At 38.4% G+C, this 19,880-nt stretch carries 16 protein-coding genes and 1 tRNA gene; 1 reads left to right on the forward strand and 16 read right to left on the reverse strand.

Features of this window, described 5'->3' with window-relative positions; genetic code table 11:
* Nucleotides 1-2: 2 nt before the first annotated feature.
* The 8 genes from purH to HMPREF2767_RS07085 all read right to left on the reverse strand — a co-directional run bounded on the left by purH (nucleotide 3) and on the right by HMPREF2767_RS07085 (nucleotide 9,020).
* On the reverse strand, nucleotides 3-1,481 hold the full coding sequence (gene purH, locus HMPREF2767_RS07050; protein ID WP_070623453.1) for a bifunctional phosphoribosylaminoimidazolecarboxamide formyltransferase/IMP cyclohydrolase: 1,479 nt from the start codon (nucleotides 1,479-1,481) through the stop codon (nucleotides 3-5).
* On the reverse strand, nucleotides 1,478-2,056 hold the full coding sequence (gene purN, locus HMPREF2767_RS07055; RefSeq protein WP_246828776.1) for a phosphoribosylglycinamide formyltransferase: 579 nt from the start codon (nucleotides 2,054-2,056) through the stop codon (nucleotides 1,478-1,480). Before purN ends, purH begins: the two co-directional genes overlap by 4 nt.
* Entirely contained in the window at nucleotides 2,028-3,047 is a 1,020-nt protein-coding gene (gene purM, locus HMPREF2767_RS07060) for a phosphoribosylformylglycinamidine cyclo-ligase (RefSeq protein WP_070623459.1), read from the reverse strand. The genes purN and purM overlap by 29 nt, the downstream gene beginning before the upstream one ends.
* 2 nt (nucleotides 3,048-3,049) lie before the next feature.
* Entirely contained in the window at nucleotides 3,050-4,432 is a 1,383-nt protein-coding gene (gene purF, locus HMPREF2767_RS07065) for an amidophosphoribosyltransferase (protein ID WP_371440541.1), read from the reverse strand.
* Nucleotides 4,433-4,456: 24 nt separating this feature from the next.
* Nucleotides 4,457-6,619 carry a phosphoribosylformylglycinamidine synthase subunit PurL gene (gene purL / locus HMPREF2767_RS07070; RefSeq protein WP_068129646.1) on the reverse strand — a complete coding sequence of 721 codons (2,163 nt, stop codon included), beginning with the start codon at nucleotides 6,617-6,619 and terminating at the stop codon, nucleotides 4,457-4,459.
* Between the two features lie 30 nt (nucleotides 6,620-6,649).
* Entirely contained in the window at nucleotides 6,650-7,756 is a 1,107-nt protein-coding gene (gene purK, locus HMPREF2767_RS07075; protein ID WP_070623463.1) for a 5-(carboxyamino)imidazole ribonucleotide synthase, read from the reverse strand.
* On the reverse strand, nucleotides 7,743-8,225 hold the full coding sequence (gene purE, locus HMPREF2767_RS07080; RefSeq protein ID WP_070623466.1) for a 5-(carboxyamino)imidazole ribonucleotide mutase: 483 nt from the start codon (nucleotides 8,223-8,225) through the stop codon (nucleotides 7,743-7,745). Before purE ends, purK begins: the two co-directional genes overlap by 14 nt.
* A 144-nt stretch (nucleotides 8,226-8,369) precedes the next feature.
* A complete protein-coding gene (locus HMPREF2767_RS07085; protein ID WP_070623469.1) occupies nucleotides 8,370-9,020 on the reverse strand; it encodes a DsbA family oxidoreductase in 651 nt (216 codons plus the stop codon).
* Nucleotides 9,021-9,181: 161 nt separating this feature from the next.
* On the opposite strand from HMPREF2767_RS07085, the gene HMPREF2767_RS07090 reads away from it, so the two are divergent.
* Nucleotides 9,182-10,165 (forward strand): oxygen-dependent tRNA uridine(34) hydroxylase TrhO, encoded by a 984-nt coding sequence (locus HMPREF2767_RS07090; RefSeq protein ID WP_068129634.1) that lies wholly within the window; start codon nucleotides 9,182-9,184, stop codon nucleotides 10,163-10,165.
* Nucleotides 10,166-10,195: 30 nt separating this feature from the next.
* Here the strand turns inward: HMPREF2767_RS07090 and HMPREF2767_RS07095 are convergent, their stop codons facing one another.
* The 8 genes from HMPREF2767_RS07095 to HMPREF2767_RS07130 all read right to left on the reverse strand — a co-directional run bounded on the left by HMPREF2767_RS07095 (nucleotide 10,196) and on the right by HMPREF2767_RS07130 (nucleotide 19,880).
* On the reverse strand, nucleotides 10,196-10,711 hold the full coding sequence (locus HMPREF2767_RS07095) for a C40 family peptidase (RefSeq protein WP_070458049.1): 516 nt from the start codon (nucleotides 10,709-10,711) through the stop codon (nucleotides 10,196-10,198).
* A gap of 50 nt (nucleotides 10,712-10,761) precedes the next feature.
* Nucleotides 10,762-14,442: a S8 family serine peptidase gene (locus HMPREF2767_RS07100; RefSeq protein ID WP_070623472.1), complete on the reverse strand. Its 3,681-nt coding sequence runs from the start codon at nucleotides 14,440-14,442 to the stop codon at nucleotides 10,762-10,764.
* A 165-nt stretch (nucleotides 14,443-14,607) separates the two neighbouring features.
* Nucleotides 14,608-15,954: a phosphoglucosamine mutase gene (glmM, locus tag HMPREF2767_RS07105; RefSeq protein ID WP_070623475.1), complete on the reverse strand. Its 1,347-nt coding sequence runs from the start codon at nucleotides 15,952-15,954 to the stop codon at nucleotides 14,608-14,610.
* Nucleotides 15,955-15,963: 9 nt separating this feature from the next.
* Nucleotides 15,964-16,902 (reverse strand): CdaR family protein, encoded by a 939-nt coding sequence (locus HMPREF2767_RS07110; RefSeq protein WP_070623477.1) that lies wholly within the window; start codon nucleotides 16,900-16,902, stop codon nucleotides 15,964-15,966.
* Entirely contained in the window at nucleotides 16,889-17,710 is an 822-nt protein-coding gene (gene cdaA / locus HMPREF2767_RS07115) for a diadenylate cyclase CdaA (RefSeq protein ID WP_070623480.1), read from the reverse strand. Before cdaA ends, HMPREF2767_RS07110 begins: the two co-directional genes overlap by 14 nt.
* A 17-nt stretch (nucleotides 17,711-17,727) precedes the next feature.
* Complete coding sequence (locus tag HMPREF2767_RS07120; RefSeq protein ID WP_068129601.1) at nucleotides 17,728-18,666, reverse strand: helix-turn-helix transcriptional regulator; 939 nt, start codon at nucleotides 18,664-18,666, stop codon at nucleotides 17,728-17,730.
* Nucleotides 18,667-18,767: 101 nt separating this feature from the next.
* On the reverse strand, nucleotides 18,768-19,676 hold the full coding sequence (gene rocF, locus HMPREF2767_RS07125) for an arginase (RefSeq protein ID WP_070623483.1): 909 nt from the start codon (nucleotides 19,674-19,676) through the stop codon (nucleotides 18,768-18,770).
* A gap of 131 nt (nucleotides 19,677-19,807) precedes the next feature.
* A tRNA-Lys gene (locus tag HMPREF2767_RS07130) sits at nucleotides 19,808-19,880 on the reverse strand.

Genomic DNA, 19,880 nt, shown 5'->3' on the forward strand with positions numbered 1-19,880 from the left:
TCCTAATGTTTAAAGTGTCTCATACCAGTTGTGACCATCGTCATATCATGTGCGTCACAGTAATCAATCGAATCTTGGTCACGCTTAGATCCACCTGGTTGAATAATTGCGTTGATGCCTGCTTCGTGTGCGACTTGTACAGAGTCTGGCATTGGGAAGAACCCATCACTTGCCATAACGACCGTACCATCTAACTCTTTTGTTGCACGTTCAATCGCAATTTTTAACGCACCGACACGATTCATTTGACCTGCACCGATACCGACTGTACGATGTTCATCAGCAAGTACAATCGCGTTTGATTTTACGTGTTTAACAACTTCTAACGCGAGAGCAAGTGCACGGTATTCACTGTCTGCCGGTTCTTTTTTCGTTACGACTGTTACGTCATCCATATTTAACGGAGCGTTATCTCTATCTTGGATTAAATACCCACCTGATACGCTAACGATTTCTTCATCGCCTGTTTGTTCAGTGAAATCAATTTCTAATACACGTAAGTTCTTTTTCTCTTGAAGTTTTTCTAATGCCGCTGCAGTGTACTTAGGTGCAATTATCACTTCTAAAAAGATTTTGCTTAATGCTTCTGCTGTTTCTAAATCGACTTCTTTGTTTAACGCAACGATTCCACCGAATATTGACTGTGGATCTGCGTCATAAGCATTTTGAAACGCGTCGTAAATCGTATCGCCAACGCCAACACCACACGGGTTCATATGTTTAACAGCAACTGCTACAGGACCGTTAAATTTACGCGCGAGTAAATACGCACTATCTGCGTCACGGAAGTTGTTGTATGATAGCTCTTTTCCGTTTAAAATCTTTGCATTTAAAATCGTGTTCGGTGCACTTGTCGTACGAATATAACGTGCTTTTTGGTGCGGGTTCTCACCGTAACGAAGTGTTTTTTCAGCTTGACTAAAGAAGTTCGTGATTGCTTGGTCATAATTTGTCGTATGTTTAAATACTTTAACCATTAGCTCTCTTCTAAAATCTTCTGTTAAGTCATCGGTTTGAATTCGGCTAATCACTGCCTCGTAATCAGCTGGGTTTACTACTGCGAGTACGTGTTTATAGTTTTTAGCCGCTGCACGTAACATCGTCGGTCCACCGATATCGATGTTTTCAATCGCATCTTCAATCGTTACGTTTTCATCACTTACTGTCTCTTCAAACGGATAAAGGTTAACGACTACCATGTCGATTAAATCAATATCTTGCTCTTTTAATTCATCTAAATGAGACTGTTTACTACGATCTGCAAGTAAACCACCATGTACTGCTGGATGTAATGTCTTCACTCGACCATCCATAATTTCAGGGAAGTGCGTGAGTTCTGATACACTCTTTACAGGGACGTTCGCGTCTTCTAACGCTTTAAGCGTACCTCCTGTACTAAATAATTCGTAGCCGTTATCTACGAGTTTCTGTCCAAATTCAGTAATTCCTGTCTTATCTGAAACACTGAGTAACGCTCTCATTCTTTTACCTCCAACACTTTTTTAAGTGCGCGAATATATAACTTATATTCGGCTTTGTGAATATTTTCTTCAAAAATTTCTAACGTATCGTCATCTCTTAAAACTACTGGTTCTTGATCAATAATTTCACCAGTATCGATACCACTGTCGACGTAATGAACCGTAACTCCACTGACTTTTACACCGTAATTATAAGCATCTAATATGCCGTTTTTACCTTTAAAGCTCGGTAATAACGACGGGTGGATGTTAATAATCTTACGGTCGTATCTATCGATAAATTCTGCGGATAAAATTTTCATAAATCCTGCGAGTAATATGTACTCGATATTTTTGTCTTTTAAAATATTTAATATTTCTGCTTCAAACTCTTCTTTAGTTTTACCGCTTCTTTCGACAATTTCATACGGTACATTTAAACGTTTTGCGCGTTCAATTGCTTTTGCGTCTTTATTGTCGACAATTAATACTTTTATAGACAGTGGTAAGTCGCTCGTCGCGATATTTTCAAAGTTACTTCCGCTTCCTGAAGCGAAAACTGCAACATTAACCATGGATTGTAAGTCCTTCTTCATTCACTACTTTACCTAAAACGACTGGACTTTCACCTGACGCTTTTAAGTTTTCAAGTGCTTTGTCTTTATCGTTTTCATCGACGACAATCATAAAACCTACGCCCATGTTAAAGACGTTATACGCTTCGTCACGGTTAATGTTTCCTTGGTCGATTAACCACTCTAAAATCTCAGGTACTTTAACGTCTGTCACGTCAACTTCAGCACCGAGCCCTTCTGGTAACGCACGTGGAATGTTTTCATAGAAACCTCCACCTGTAATATGGCTCATCGCTTTAATTTTAACGTCTTCTTGGAGTTTAAGTATTTGTTTGACGTAGATTCGAGTTGGCTCGAGTAGTAAGTCAATTAACGGCGTACCGTTTAACGTATCGTTTACGTCAACGTTGTTATCTTTAATGATTTTACGTACGAGTGAATATCCGTTTGAATGAATACCACTTGAGGGTAACCCGATAATGACGTCTCCAGCATTGACGCTATTAAAATCAACATATTCTGATTTCTCAACTGCACCGACTGCAAATCCTGCGATATCATACGCACCTTCGTCGTACATATCACCCATTTCAGCAGTTTCTCCACCGATTAACGCACATCCTGCTTGTTTACAACCTTCACTGACACCTTTAACGAGATCAGCAACTTGTTCAGGCACAACTTTATTTACAGCTATGTAGTCTAAAAAGTACAGTGGCTCTGCACCTGTCGTTAAAATATCGTTCACGCACATCGCAACTGCGTCAATTCCAATCGTATCGTGGCGATTTGAGTCGATCGCAAGTTGTAACTTCGTACCAACACCATCCGTACCCGATACGAGTACTGGCTCTTTTAAATTTAACTGCGATAAATCAAACGCTGCACCGAAGCCTCCAAGACCTCCGAGTACTTCTTTACGCATAGTTTGTTGTACGTGCACTTTCATTTGTTTAACCGCTTCATACCCTGCTTCAATATCTACGCCAGCTTGTTTATATTGCTCAGACATAATTAAACTCCTTTAGATTTTTGTTCTTTTTCTTGTGGTAATAAATCGTCCACAACTTCAATCGGATAATCTCCTGTAAAGCATGCGTCACACTCACCTCTAGAACCGAATTGTCTATAGACGTCATGCATACTTTCGACAGATAAATACGTGAGAGAATCTGCATCAATTTCTTCACAAATTTCTTCAACAGACTTTCTTGAAGCGATAATCTCTGCATGAGTTGAGACGTCGATACCGTAATAGCACGGATCTTTTAACGGCGGCGACGAGACACCCATGTGCACTTCTGTTGCGCCTGCTTTTCTCAGTGCACGAACGATATACTTACTCGTCGTCCCTCTCACTATTGAATCATCGATGACGATGACTCGTTTCCCTTCAACGATATCTCTCACCGGAGATAACTTCATACGTACTGCACGTTCTCTAGCTTCTTGACCTGGTGTAATAAACGTACGTCCGACATATCGATTTTTAAGTAGTCCAGCCTCTTGTTTAATACCAGATTCTGATGAAAAACCTCTCGCTGCAGCGAGACTTGAATCGGGCACCCCGATAACGAGATCTGCTTCATGTTTAAACTCTTTCGCAAGTGCAGCTCCGAGCGCTTTACGAATACGGTATGTGGACTGATGACGAAACTCTGAGTCTGCGCGCGCAAAATAAATATATTCCATCGAACATAAATTTGGACGCTCGACATAAGAGTACTTATCAAAGTCGATACCGTCGTCAGTAATCGTTATAAATTCACCTGGTTCAATATCACGGACATACTCCGCACCGATTGCAGTAAATGCACACGTTTCACTCGCGACACACCACGCATCGTCAATTCGTCCGAGCATTAACGGACGAACACCGTGGTTATCCATTGCAATCGTTAAACTATTTTCTTGTAGTAGTAAAAATACAAAAGCACCTTTGACTTGTCTAAGTGCACTTTTAATTCTATCTTTATTAGTTCTTGCTTTAGATCGTTTTAAAAGATGCGCCATCACTTCGACGTCTGTCGTCGTTTGAAAGATTGACCCTTCAGATTCTAAAGCTTTTCGTAATTGTATCGCGTTCGTTAAGTTACCGTTATGACATATACCTAAGTCACCAGAATAACTTTTTAGTAATATCGGTTGGACGTTTGCGAGTTCAGACGAAGTTTTTGTCGCATAACGGACGTGTCCAATCGCATTTTTAAACGGCTTTAATGACTCGAGCTGTTCTTTAGATATCGCGTCATTTAAAAGGCCCATACCGCGCGCACCAAATAAGTAGTCCTCATTTGATGCGACGATACCTGCACCGTTTTGTCCTCGATGTTGTAAACTATGGAGCGCGATATATGTGAGTTCTGATGCATTTTCATGACCCCATATACCAAACACGCTAAATTCCTCCTCCAGTTATTCTTAATTTAAGCGACTTGTAATTGCTGTTTCATATAGTTCTTTTACTTCTGACATCGGTAAGTCTAATTCTAAGCCTTCTGCTTTCACTTTAAAGTTTTCACCTGTCACTGTACCGATTTCTACAGCGTCTTTAATATTTAATCCTTTTTTACCAACTACGATATACGTACCTGCTGTTTCACTGAATAATAGATCACCACGAACGTCTAATTGAACGTCTGCCCCTAAGTCATAGTGCGATAGGAGTTGTGCAAGTTTGATAATGAAACCACCACGACCGATCGGTGCGATTTTTTCTAAATCACCATCTAATAATAGTTGTCTTAACTCCATACCACGTGCGTATTCTTTATCTAAATCAACCGTACGTTCTGTATGACGCACTGTGTTGTCGACGAGTTTTTCGATTTGGCTTCCACTAAATTCAGGTGTTAACTCTCCAACGACGTAAATGCTGTCGCCTTCTTTTACAAATCGCTCAGTTAAATACGTCACGTCTTCAATTAAACCGACCATACCGATAATTGGTGTCGGTAATACTGGGCCGTCTTTTGTCTCGTTATATAACGAAACGTTTCCTGAAATTACTGGTGTATTTACAGCAACTGATGCTTCAGCCATACCTTTAGTTGACTGTTTAATAATTTCATACATTTCTTTATTTTCAGGGTTACCGTAGTTCAGACCGTCCGTCATCGCAATTGGTAACGCACCTGTTGCAAGTGTCGTTCTAAACGCGTGTAATACTGTCTCTTTCCCACCGTTATATGGATCTGCTTCAACGTAACGTCCTTTACCGTCAATCGCTACAGCAATCGCTTTATTGCTGTCTCCAATACGGACAATTCCTGCACCAAATCCAGAGCCTTGTAGCGTGTCTTCTTTACGATCGAATTTGTTGTAAATGTATGACTTATCTCCAAGTGTTGGATGGTGAATGAGTTGTTTAAAGACATCGACTAAATCTTCGTTACTATAGTCTACTCTTGCTTCATCTAATTCTCTTTCTTTACCTTCTAAGATAACTTCTGGTGCGTTTTCTAAATGTTCAGTTGGAAGGTCTGCGTACTTTTCACCTTCGTAATATAAAACGAGTGATTCACCTTCAGTAACTTCACCGATTACAGCGGCTGGTAAATCATGTTTTTCGAAAATTTTAAGAAATTCTTCTTCTGAACCGTCTTCTACGACGAGAAGCATTCTCTCTTGTGTTTCAGATAACATCATTTCAAATGGTGAAATTGTATCGTCAGATACAGGTACTTTATCTAAATGCATTTCAATACCGTATCCACCTTTAGCTGCCATTTCTGCTGAAGATGAAGTAAGACCCGCTGCACCCATATCTTGAATACCGACGAGCTTATCATGTTTGATTGCTTCTAGTGTTGCGTGCATTAAACGTTTACCGATTTCAGGATATCCTTCTTGAGTATCTGGAATTTCTACTTTACGGTCCTCACCTAACTCTTCACTTGAGAATGATGCACCTAAAATGCCGTCTTTACCTGTTTCAAGACCTGCATAAACGACTTTGTTCCCGACACCTTGTGCGAGTCCTTTTTGAATATCATCATGATTAATTAAACCGACCGCCATCGCGTTAACGAGTGGACGTCCTTGGAAACGTTCATCGAATTCTACCTCTCCAGTTACAGCGCTAATTTCCATCGTATTACCATAGAATTGTAAACCGTCTGTTGCTTCTTTTAATAACCACTTACTGTTATCGTTATCTAGTTCACCAAATCTAAGAGAGTTTACGAGCGCAATTGGCGTTGAACCGATCGATACGATGTCACGTAAAATTCCTCCAATGCCAGTCGCAGCGCCATGGAACGGCGCAACCGCTGACGGAGAGTTATGAGATTCCACTTTAAATACGACCGCTTCATTGTCGCCAATATCCACAACTCCTGCACCTTCACCAGGTCCCATTAATACGCGTTCACCTTTTGAGTTGAATTGGCGTAAAAATGTTTTAGATGTTTTGTAACTACAATGTTCACTCCACATAGACGCAAAAATCCCAGTTTCTGTGTAGTTTGGTTGTCTTCCTAATAACTCAACGACTTTGTCGTACTCATCTTCACGTAAGCCCATTTGTGTATATAGTTTCTCATCGGCAATTTGTTGTGCAGTAGGTTCATTAAATTTAGTCATTATTTTCCTCCAACGTTTTAATTTCTTATTTTAGAAATGTTGTTTAATATCGTTTAATGTCGTTTCGATTTCATCTGTGAGTATTGTGACGTGGCCCATTTTACGTTCAGGTTTACGGTCTGATTTTCCATATAAGTGAACGTTCCAGTCTGAGTGTTTATATAATTCATCTTCTAAGCGATCTAAATCTTGTCCGAGTAAGTTCATCATAATCGCTGGTTGATGCTGATAAACTTCTGGTAATGGTAAATCACATACCGCTAATATATGTGCGTCAAACTGACTGATGTTACACGCTTCAATCGTATAATGTGCTGAGTTGTGAGGTCTTGGTGCGATTTCATTGACGTAGACGTTGTTGTCTTTGTCGACGAAAAATTCTACTGTGAAGACTCCGACGAATAGTAATTCTTCCATGATGAGTTCGACTTGTCGTTTCGCTTCTTCAAATACGTCAATTCTTGACGGTGCAATCGTACGATACAGAATTTGATTGCGATGTAAGTTTTCTTGAAGTGGGAAGACGACTGTTTCACTACTTGCGCTTCTTGCTACTGTTAACGACACTTCTCGTTCTAGGTCGATATATTTTTCTGTAACGAGTTCAACGTCTCCAAATGGCACGTCTTTAATATCTTTTTCTGACTCAATTAAATATTGCCCTTTACCATCATAACCACCTGTTGCAGTTTTTACGATCACAGGGTAATCATGTTTTTCGATAAACTGCTGCAATTCTTCTTTTGTATTCGTCGTTTGATACGGTACGACTGTCGCTCCTGATTTTTGAATTGCTGCTTTTTCAGTTTCTCTGTCTTGAAGCGTCAGTACTGTCTCTGCACCTTGAGGAACATAGTGATGTTCGACTAAATCTCTCAGTAAATGTGCATCGATGTTTTCAAATTCATACGTTAGAACATCTGACATTTCTGCAAGTTGTTTAAGCGCACTTTCATCACTAAAGTCCGAATGAATAAATTCGTGACACGTCGCACGAGCAGGGGCATCTTCAGATGGATCTAAAATCGCAACTTTATAACCCATTCGAAGGGCACTTTGTGCGAGCATTTTACCGAGCTGTCCACCACCGATAATCCCGATTGTTTTCATTGGTAATATCGTCTTACTTGAGGTCATTTTGCATATCCTCCACTTTTTGTTCTAATGATTTTGTGTATCTTTCTAATTTGTCATAGACTGATTCGTCTTCTATCGCGATCATTTTCGCCGCATAAATTCCAGCATTCGTCGCTCCAGCTTCACCAATTGCCATCGTAGCCACTGGTACACCACCTGGCATTTGAACGATAGAATATAACGAATCGACACCGCTTAACGCTTTCGTTTGAATCGGTACGCCAACGACTGGTACGTTCGTCATCGAAGCGATCATCCCTGGCAAGTGTGCTGCTCCGCCAGCTCCTGCGATGATTACTTTCGTCCCTTTTTCTTTTGCATTTTCAGCAAATTCATACATATTTTTAGGCGTACGATGCGCACTTACGACTTCGACATCTGTTTCAATTTCGAAATAGTCGAGCATGTCTTTTGCTTTTTTCATCGTTGGCCAATCAGAAGAACTACCCATTACGATACTAACTACCAAAATACTCACTCCGTTTTTTAAGAATTCATTAATAATATACCACATAAAACATCGACAAAAAACCGAAAATACGAACGTTTTTTATTTTTTAAAAGCGAATGTTTGTGTTTTAACGAAAACAAACATAAAAAAGGGCGATTTAAATTATAAATCGCCCTTTTTTATATCATCTAATGTTTTTTCAATTGCATAAATATATAAATCTACTTCAGCTGCTCCGTTCATTTTAAAGCGCTCGTTAAAAATAAAGTGTGGCACACTTTGAACGCCGAGAATTTTCCCGTAATTAAAGTCTTCGAGTACAAGTTCCGCGAATTCTGATTCATCTTCAATCACTTCTTTTGCGCGTGCTGTATCGAGTTCTACCGCTTCAGCAACTGATAAAAGCACATCTTTATCAGCAACGTTTTCGTTCAACTTAAAGTTACGATAGTATAATTCATCTAACGTTTCACTACCTTTTCCTTCTTGAATAGCAAACTTTAATAAACGATGCGCATCACGTGTATTTGATGGCACAACGTTTTCTAGATTCAATTCAATACCTTCTGCTTTTGCAGACTCGATTAAAATACGGTATTGTCTGCGAATTTCTTCTTCAGACACACCGGTTCTTTCTGATAATGACGTAATCAACGTTTCCTCTGGATATTTTGGTGCTTCATAGTTTAGTTCAAAGCTTTTATATTCAATGTCAAAGTCGACTTCGTCAAATTCCTTTAACGCTTCTTCAAATTTCTTTTTAGCGATATAGCAATACGGACATGCAATATCTAAATATATTTTAATATTCATACAGCTCATCCTAATTTCAAATAGTCGTACTTTTATTTTACCAAATATTATACTTTTTTGAACAGTATCATGCGAAAACAGGCCGTTTCTGCTATAATATTTAATGCATGATTATCTATCGGGTATAACTTGCAATTATATGTATGATAGGAGAAAACAAAATGAAATATCGAGTATTACTGTATTACCACTACGTTACGATTGAAGATCCAGTAGAATTTGCTGATGAGCATCTTCAGTTTTGTAAAGACCTCGGTCTTAAAGGCCGTATTTTAGTTGCGAACGAAGGGATTAACGGTACAGTGTCTGGTGATTACGAACAGACTGAAAAGTACATCGAGTACATGAACAATCACCCACTCTTTAAAGGAATGCCGTTTAAAATTGACGAAGCTGATACACACGCATTTAAGAAAATGCATTGCCGTCCACGTCCTGAACTCGTGAACTTAAGTTTAGAAGATGACATTAACCCACACGAAATTACAGGTGACTATTTATCACCTGAAGAGTGGATGGAAGCCATTCAAGATGAAAACACTGTAGTATTAGATGTAAGAAATGACTACGAATATGACGTTGGACACTTCCGCGGTGCAATTAAACCTGAAGTTTCAACATTTAGAGATACACCGGAATGGGTGAGACAAAACAAAGACCTATTTGAAGGTAAACGTGTCTTAACATATTGTACAGGTGGAATTCGTTGTGAGAAATTCTCTGGCTGGTTAAAACGTGAAGGTATTGGAGAAAACGTCGGACAACTTCACGGCGGTATCGCAACATACGCTAAAGACGAAAATACAAAAGGTCAACTATGGGACGGTCAAATGTACGTATTTGATGAACGCCTAACAGTACCGATTAACCAAGTCGACCCAACAGTTATCGGTGTAGATCATTATGACGGCACACCATGTGAACGCTACGTCAACTGTGCGAACCCAGAGTGTAACGCACAAATTTTATGTAGCGAAGAAAACCAACACAATCATTTAGGCGCTTGCTCAATGAAATGTGCAGAGCACCCTAGAAACAGATATATTACGGTTCATAACATTCCACAAGAAGAAGTCGAAGAACGCCTTGAAGCAATGCGTAATAGTGACTTTGCTAAAACTGAAATGATCGGACCACGCGCATAATAAAAACACGTCACAATTGTGACGTGTTTTTTAGTATCTATAATACCCGTCCACTTTACCATGGACATATGATACTGCACGTAGTCCGACACCTTCGTCTGGATTTAATGCGTCGACCATCATTCCATCTCCAACATATACACCAACGTGTGCAAAGTCGTTAAAGAACACTAAGTCTCCTGGTTCAGGGTTTTCTACTCGTGTACCTTCTCTCACTTGATCATATGTTGTTCTAGAGATGTTAATCCCTTTAAATTCTCTTAAAAACTGCTGTGTAAACGCAGAACAATCAACTTCTGTATTAGAGTTCCCACCCCATACATATCGTTTCCCTACAGCTAGTTGTAACGCAAAATCCGCAGCGTCAGTATCAGGTTGTACAAAATGTTCATCTACAAACTTTCCATATGTATACGTTATAGAATCATTTTCCTCTTCTTCTTCAGAGAATGGTTGACTCGGCTGTAACATTAACGCATGCGCTTCGTTTGATAATACAAAGCACGCACATGCTGATAAAACAAAAGAAAGTATTAGCTTCTTCATATAATCCTCCTCTTCTAAAGAATAGAAGAACGAGCTTTCGCTCGTTCTTACTATTGTTCTACAACTACATATGCGCTAAACTCTTTAGTTTTCAACTCAAGTTGTCCAGATTTTTTATTAAATAATCCATTACCTTTGAATTGTTCACCAGAGTTAACATTTAACACATTAACTTTTTGTTTTGGCGACTCTAGAAGTACAACAAAGTTTGAATTTAACTGAGATACTTCTTCTGCGGCACCATTTGATTCACCGATAAGTTTTACTTTAAGTTGATCTGATAATCCATCTGATTCAAATCTTTCAAGAACAACATATACGTTGTCATAGCCTTTTAATTCGTTGAAGTTATCTACGTTAAACTTAACGCCATAACTACCTAAATCAAATGTTAATGATTTGTTCTTTTTAAGTTTTGAAAGTGTATTTAGTGCATTGCTATCTAACTCAACAGCTACACTGTTGTATTCAGAAAGATCAGCGACAACATCACTTCTACCATTTACGAATAATCCGTCATAGTTGTTTGGATCGAATGAAACAACTTCTCCTTCAAACTCTCCTTCGTCATCACCTGGTTCTGGCTCTGGCTCTGGTGCTGGTTCGTTTGGTAATTCGTGATGTCCTTCTTTTACATCATTTTCAGCAGGGTTTACAGTGTACTCATATGTCTTACTGTTACCAGCTGCGTCCGCAAAGTCGATTGTTAAGTGGTAAGCAGTATCGAACTTCTGATCGAAGTTGAACTTACCTTCTTTAGTGAATTGTCCGTTACCAGTTAACTCTTCTTCACCGTTGCTTAATTTCACTTTACCTTTAACAAATAAGTTCGGATCGTAGTCTAATCCATAAAGCTCTTTAAGTTTTGGTAATGCGTTGATGTAAAGATCGTCTACAGTGAGATCTAAGTTCCCATCGACAACTTTAGCTTCTGTAATTTCAGTCGCTTTACGTTTAACGAATAATGGACCATCGAATTCAGAATTTAATTGAGATTGTCCATCAATTGATAGAACATCTACTGTGTATACACCGTCATCAATTTTACCAGGTACACGTTTTTCATCTACGATATTGTACATATCACCTGTAATCGGTAATTGATTTTTTAATTCTGGTAAGAATAAGAAATCAATCGTACCTTCATACCCATCGTTATCTGGACCAGATTTAGGGTCGAGTAAGTTAAAGTATGAAACAAGCGCATAACTTTGTGGTTGACCAAACTCAAGGTCGAGTACAGTTTCATCTTGTACACCGTCATCGTTTGGTGAAATGTGTAAGTCTTGTAATTCAACTTTCTTAATGCTTTCGCCACCTGCATCGTCACCGATTAGAGCTGCAAATGGAACGCTGTAATCACCGTGGTCACTCTTCACGTGAATGTAACCTTGGACTTCTGTTCCGTCTGGTGTGTCTTCAGGAGCATCAATCGTAAATTCTACAGACGCATTGTCTGCTGTTGATACTGAAGTTTCGCTCGCTTTAAGGTTAATTCCAACATCTGATAACATTTCAATTTCGATGTTGTAGTTTACAGATGAACCACTATTATTCTCGATGAATAATTCTTTAGTTTTTGATTCTCCACTTTGCATTTTTCCAAATGACATAGTACCGCGTGTATGTTCATGAACTGTTCCGTCCATTTCTGTTTCATGATTCACTTTAAGTAGTGAGTCAGTTGTTGAAGCTGCATACGGTTGTACAAGTCCAGCACCTTGATCGAATACATCAAATGTAGATGTGTCGAGTAATTTCGCTGTGTTTGAAAGTGCAGATTTCACATCAAATGGCGTGTAATCAGGATTTAACTCTAAGATTAACGCTGCAATACCTGCAACATGTGGAGTTGCCATTGAAGTACCTGTGTACTCTGCGAATGCATATGTGTAATCCATATTTTCGTCGAATGCTTTAAACACTGGTACTGTAGATAAGATGTTTGTACCCGGTGCTGAAACATCCGGCTTAATGTCAAAGTTTGGTTTCGACGGACCTCTAGAAGATGAATCGTTCATTTCGTCTCCACCTGATACTTCATCTTTAAATGAGTTAAACGTCACTTTACCTTCTTTGTTTTTGTCGATAGCTTCTTTGAACTCTTTACCGTCAGTGTAACCAACATCTAACGTCGGTACGTAGTGGAATGATTTACCTAAGAATAATCCTGTTGGACCAGGTGCGCCGCTTCCACTTTCAGAGTTATAAATAATAACCCCTTTTGCACCTTGTTCTTTAGCGTTTTGAACTTTTTCAACAAATGGAATATCTCCACGTTGAATAAGTGCAACTTTATCTTTTACATCCAGTCCTTTAAAGTCTTCTACTTTACCAACATTTGGTACTGCAACTACTTCTTCAGTATCACTTAGTTGGTCTGCTGGATTTTCATTCATTGTGTATGTCATAAAGAGTACGTCTTTTAACTCTTTTTTATAGTCTCCAGATTCTAACGTAACATTTGCGTAGTATTTTAACTCTGGTAGTGTCGTGTTACCTACACCAATACCAATCGCTCCTGAAGCTGGACCACCAACTGTAGAACGGTTAGGTCCTGAGTTACCTGTCGCTGATACAGCAACTGTACCAAGTAACATAGCGTTGTTAACTGCAAATGAGTTTGCTTGCGCTTCTTCTGGTGAGCCGTTACCGAGTGATAAGTTAATAACGTCCATGCCGTCTTTAACTGCGTCTTCAATACCACTTACAATCCAGTTCGTATATCCGCTACCATATGCTCCAAGCACGCGGTATGCATATAATTGAACGTTCGGCGCAACACCAACAACACCGTATTCGTTGTTACCTTGTGCTGCAATTGTCCCCGCTACGTGTGTACCGTGAGTTGTCCAGTACTCACTTCCGTTTCTTTCTTCTGGAACATTGTCTGGACGCTCTGCCGGATTAGTTTCATACGGATCATCTGCTGCACGTGGTGATTTGTATTCATTACCTTCTACGTAGTTACGTCCACCTTTATAAACATCTTTTAAGTCTGGGTGGTTGTAGTCAATTCCAGTGTCGAGTACTCCGACTTTAACGCCGTTACCTTTTTCACCAATTTCCCAAACCTTTTCGATTTCAAGGTGTTTTAAAGCAGGTATTAGGTTAGATGAAACATCATCCTCACCTTTTGCTACCTCAGCTGATTCTGGAGTATGTATTTTCGTAATTTCAGGATCTAAAGTTACAACAGTATCTTTTTCAACAAATGCAACATCTTTAAGCTCAATCAGCTTGTCTAAGTCTTTTGCATCAACTGTTAATGCCTCAGCATTTAAGACTACGTCGTATTTCTTCTTCTCCTTAACTTTTATCTTCTTAAACTTTCTTTCTTTTTGAACACGTAATCGTTCTTTTGCGATTTCGTTTTTAACCTTCTTTTCGTCTGCTGCTGTAAAGTTTTTGCCTTTCGCATTAGCGATACCTTTTGCTAACCCTACAGACGGCGTACGATAGTGGACAATTACATCTACTTGCCCTGTCTCTCCTTCTAAGTTTTCAGAGATTGTTGCTGGACCATTGATAAGTTCTAATTGTTCAGCAATTGCTCGCTGTTGTTCAAGTTGTTCTTTTGTCAGTTTAACATCGTGCTTTAAACCTTCTACTCTAAGCGTGCTTTCTAAATCAAAATCATTTTCAGCCGCATTAGCGAGTGGCGAGAACGAAGTTAAAACCATTAGAACGATCGAGAACAGTAAAAACAAACGTCTAAGTTGCTCTACCATATACAAACCTCCTAAAAATTTCAATATCAAATTCTGAAAATTTGATATTTACAGTTATGTTAACGCTTTAGTTAAATAAATGCAATATGATTTATAAAAACTATTTTAAAATCCGAAATAAAAAACGCACATCGAGTTGATGTGCGTTCCATATGAATGAAATTTTTATAATCCCATTTCTTCTTCTACTACTTGTGCAATTTTTTCTGCATAAGATTTCGCTTGTTCTTCTGTCTCAGCTTCTACCATTACACGTACGAGTGGCTCTGTTCCGGATGCACGAACTAAAATTCGTCCATTGCCTGCCATTTCTTCTTCGACAGATTGTATAACTGATTTTACTTTTTCGTTATCAGTGACATGATATTTGTCCTCAACTTTTACGTTCACAAGTTCTTGAGGGAATTTCACCATTTCACCATGTAATTCACTTAGTGTCTTACCACTTTTCTTAATGATGTGTGCGAGTTGTACACCTGTTAATAACCCGTCACCTGTCGTATTATGGTCGAGCATAATAATGTGACCAGATTGCTCTCCACCTAAGTTATATTTGTGAGTTTTCATTTCTTCAACGACGTAACGATCTCCAACTTTTGTTTTATCGCTTTTAATATCTAGCTTTTCAAGTGCTTGATAAAACCCTAAGTTACTCATTACTGTACTTACGACCATGTCGTCATTTAAAAGACCATTTTCTTTTAAGTCTTTTGCTAAGATGTACATAATTTTATCTCCGTCGACGAGCTGTCCTTTCTCGTCAACCGCAATGATACGGTCTCCATCTCCATCGAACGCAAGACCAAAGTCAGCACCGAGTTCGACTACTTTTTCTTGTAACTTCTCTGGATGTGTAGAACCGAATCCAGCGTTAATGTTTGTACCATCTGGATTACATCCAATCGTATCTACGTCCGCTTCTAAGTCACCGAATAAGTACGGAGCAAGTGAATACGTCGCACCGTGCGCACCGTCAAGGACGATATGTTGATCGAGTAAATCTCCGTCAATCGTTGATTTTAAATGACTTAAATACTTTTGCCCACCTTCGAAAAAGTCTGTTATAAATCCAACGTCAACTCCTGTCGGACGTGGCAATTCAGCATCTTCATCTAACATACTTTCAATTTTTGCTTCTGTCTCGTCGTCAAGTTTAAATCCGTCGTTTTGGAAGAACTTAATACCGTTATCTTCTACAGGGTTGTGAGATGCAGAAATCATCACACCGAGGTCCGCTTCCATATCTTTAGTTAAATATGCGACACCCGGTGTTGAAATAACCCCAAGACGAATTACTTCTGCTCCGATTGATAATAATCCAGCAATGAGTGCAGATTCTAACATCTCACCAGAAATACGTGTATCTCTTCCAATCAGAACGCGCGGTCTTTCTTCTTTACTATTTTCAAGTAAAACACTGCCTCCAACACGTCCAAGTTTAAATGCAAGTTCTGGTGTTAAAAGCGCGTTTGCTACTCCTCTAACACCGTCTGTTCCAAAATATTTACCCATAATTAACTCCTATTTCTTACTTATTTTGACTTCAGCTTTTACATTCGCTGGTTCAGTTTTTTGTATATTACTTGGTAGTGATAGTGATACATTAAAACTACCAGATTTGTCGATATCTTCTAAATTAATTTCCGCTTCGACCCCGACGATTTCATCGAGCATATCTTGTGGGCCATAAATTGTTATCGTCTCATTTTCTAAAGAGATACCATCGAGTTGGTATCCACTTTTTAAACTACCGACGACATTTAAATAGACCGGCACTTCTTTACTATTTTCTTTCACTTTAATATCTACTGCAACTTTCTGCGGCTCGATTACGACATCTAATTTGTTATAAACGCCGTCAAAGACACTCACTTCCGCACTTTCTCTAATCGCGTCAGTAATCTTCTCAGTGCCAGAAATCATTGCACGAACATACTGTATACGTGCCATATCATCTTCTCCACCTCTAACAGTGACGACTTCTGGGTCTGTCGTAATAGACTCGATTGTATAGTTAGATGATAAACGACTTTCATTTACTTCCGCCTGAACTTCAAATGTTTGTTCGACTAAGTTTTGAATCGATACCATAGTCTTTTTCGGTAAAACTGTTGCTGTGACGTCTTCAGGTATTCCTTCTACTTCATACGTCACTTCAAACTCACCAAGCTCATAATTTCGTAAATCTAATATGACGTTAAAGTTATCTGTCGCTTGAATTTGCTTTAACTTTGATGGTGTTCCTGAGAAGTTCACTTGGACTGTTTTTTGTGCCCCTGTCACGTAGTACTCTTCTTCATCGTACTTTAATTCAACAGGTACATTTTCAATCGTAATCGTATTATTACCACCACTTTGTCCAAACAGATTAAGATCTTCAAATATCTTATTGGCACTCGCAAACATGAATAACGCGAGTATCAGTGATACGAAAAGTATACCCGGTTTACTTTCTAGCAAATAGACCACCTCCGTCTTTCTTTACGGATGTCATTATCCAGTACTTCTTTAATTCTTCATCGAGTTCTTCTATCGAAATATTTTTTCTTAAACGGCTGTCAATAGTCGTAGAAACGTCACCAGTCTCTTCAGAAATGACGATTGTAAATGCATCTGTAACTTCTGAAATACCGACAGCTGCTCGGTGTCTAGTCCCAAGTTCTTTGCCGATTTTATTACTCTCTGATAGCGGTAGATAACTCCCTGCTGTAATGATTTTATCGTCTCGTACAATCATCGCACCGTCGTGAAGTGGCGTATTCGGTACGAAAACGTTAATTAGTAAGCCAGCAGTTAAATCTGCATTCATCGGCGTTCCTGTTTCGATATAGTCTTTTAATCCAGTTTCACGTTCAAACACAATTAAAGCCCCGATTCTACGTTTGGCCATATATTTCACAGCAGTAATCATTTCTTCACGATACTTCTCTAATTCGTCTTCACGATTTGTCGTCGACTTTTTAAAGATCTTTCCTCGTCCGAGTTGTTCTAACGCTCGTCTTAACTCAGGCTGGAATATTACAATTACTGCTAAGAATCCCCATTGAAGTACAAGGTCAAATATTTGTATCGTCGTCGTCAGTTCAAGGAAGTTACTCACTGCTCGACCGATGATTATGAAAAATATACCTTTGATTAACTGGATTGCTTTTGTCCCTTTAATCACATTAATTAGTTGATAAAATACAAACCATACAATTAATAAGTCGACAATACTTGTAATTAAATGGAGTGTTGGTGTTTCTTCAAATAGTTTTCCTATAAGCATGTCGTTTCTTTTCCTCTCTAGATAATAGATTTGAATCGCTCGTCGAGTTCGTCTATTATCTCATTCAATGCATTGAATTCACGCGTGAATTCAATCGTTCCATATATATCAAGCGCAGACTTAACGTCCCCTTTCGCAAGAAGTGAATATGAATACAATACTTTATCGTACACATTAGTTTTGTGTGCTGTAATTAGTTCTAGTGTATCAAATTTTTTCTCATGATACAGGCAAATACCCTTCATATAACGTACGTCGTCCTCTTTATAAGTGATATTCACTTGACGAGATAGATATTCCATTCTATTGATAATTCTAAGTACTGTATAGTACTGCTTTTTATCGAAATAAATATTCGCCATTAAAAATAAGTTTTGAATCGATTCTAGTTGAAACTGATTCGTATATGACATTTCAACGAGTGCACGTTCTAAAACGTCGAGTGCTTCATCATAATCATTATTTTTAACATAGTAGCGACTGATCACATTCGTATAACGAATAAAATAATCGTTCACAGGCATTTTTAACAGTATATCTGCTGCATCGTCTAGATATCGTTTACATAACTTGTATTGAGATCGATTTAAATAATATTCTCCATATATTAAATAGATTCTCGCTAGATCTAACTTTTTAATATCTTCTTTTTCTTCATAGTGGTTGTCGATAAATTGTTCAATGACGTCAAATTCTTCATTTTGAATTTTATTTTCATAAAAAATTATCTCACGACTCATATCGATATCGCTGTATTGATAGTTCTTACTTTCAACCATCAAGTCATTCACATTTACACCAAGTCGTTCACTTAACTTAACAAGCACGTTATTCGATGGCTGAACCGATCCTTTTTCAATTAAACTTAAATACGTTCTCGATACGATGCCTTCAGACAATTCTTCCTGAGTCAGTTTTTGATTGTTCCTTAATTCTTTAATTCTATTACCAATCATATGTACACCTCACGTTTCACTCTTTTAGAGTATGAACGTTTTTATAACAAAATGCAACAATGTTTAATAAACGTTAAAAAAGCTAGTGCAATTGCACTAGCTTACTTTGTACGTTTACCGAATAAATATTCTGTTACGTGTACAGCTGTTTCTGCTGTTTTATTTTCCTCATCGAGTAAAGGATTCACTTCTACTAAATCCATTGAAGTGAGTTTGTTTGTTTTACTTAATTCTTCCATAAACATGATGACTTCAGAAGTAAAGAGTCCTCCTGGTACTTTAGTACCTGTACCTTTTACTTCCATCGGGTCAATTGAGTCTACGTCAAATGATAAATGTAAACCATCTGTATGCTCTAAATGCTTTAAAGTACGGTTTAAAATCTCATTTAAACCAAGTATTCTTACGTCACTCATAGAGAACGTTAAAATATTCTTTTCTTTAATTAGTTCTTTTTCTCCATCGTCTAAATCTCTAACTCCGATTAAGACGACGTTTTCAAATTTAAGTTTTGCATTAAAGCCGTTCACCGACGTTAACTTATCATTACCTACACCTAATAATTCTGCTAAAATCATACCGTGAATATTACCACTCGGAGATGTTTCTGCTGTATTTAAATCACCATGTGCATCAAACCAAATGACGCCTAAGTTGTCATAGTGAGGTGCAATTCCAGATAAACTACCAAGCGCAAGCGAGTGATCCCCACCGATAGTTAAAGGGAATTTATTGTTTTCTACACTTGATGATGTTGCTTTAGCGAGCGCTTCAGAGTAGTCTCTTACTTCATCTAAATTTTTAAGATCATCTGTTACTTTAATATTTTGTTTAGTAAAATTATGAGGATAGTTACCGATAATATTTCCAACATCAGTAACAGTATGTCCATTTTGTTCAAGCATTTCTACAATGCCCGCCATTCTTAAAGCATCTGGTCCAAAAGTCACTCCAGGTTTACCTTGCCCAAATGCTGTTGTTGCTCCAATTAAGTCAATCTCAAATGACATATTAAAACCCACCTTTATGTATTATATATATAGTTTATATGAGGTGAGATGGATAAACAATATGTAAATTAAAACGTTTTCATGTATATATTATGCATAAAAAAAGCACTAGCTATTGCTAGTGCTATTAGTGAGCCGTACAGGAATCGAACCTGTGACCCTCTGATTAAAAGTCAGATGCTCTACCGACTGAGCTAACGGCTC

This window comes from Nosocomiicoccus sp. HMSC067E10, from assembly GCF_001810835.1.
Taxonomy (GTDB): domain Bacteria; phylum Bacillota; class Bacilli; order Staphylococcales; family Salinicoccaceae; genus Nosocomiicoccus; species Nosocomiicoccus ampullae_A.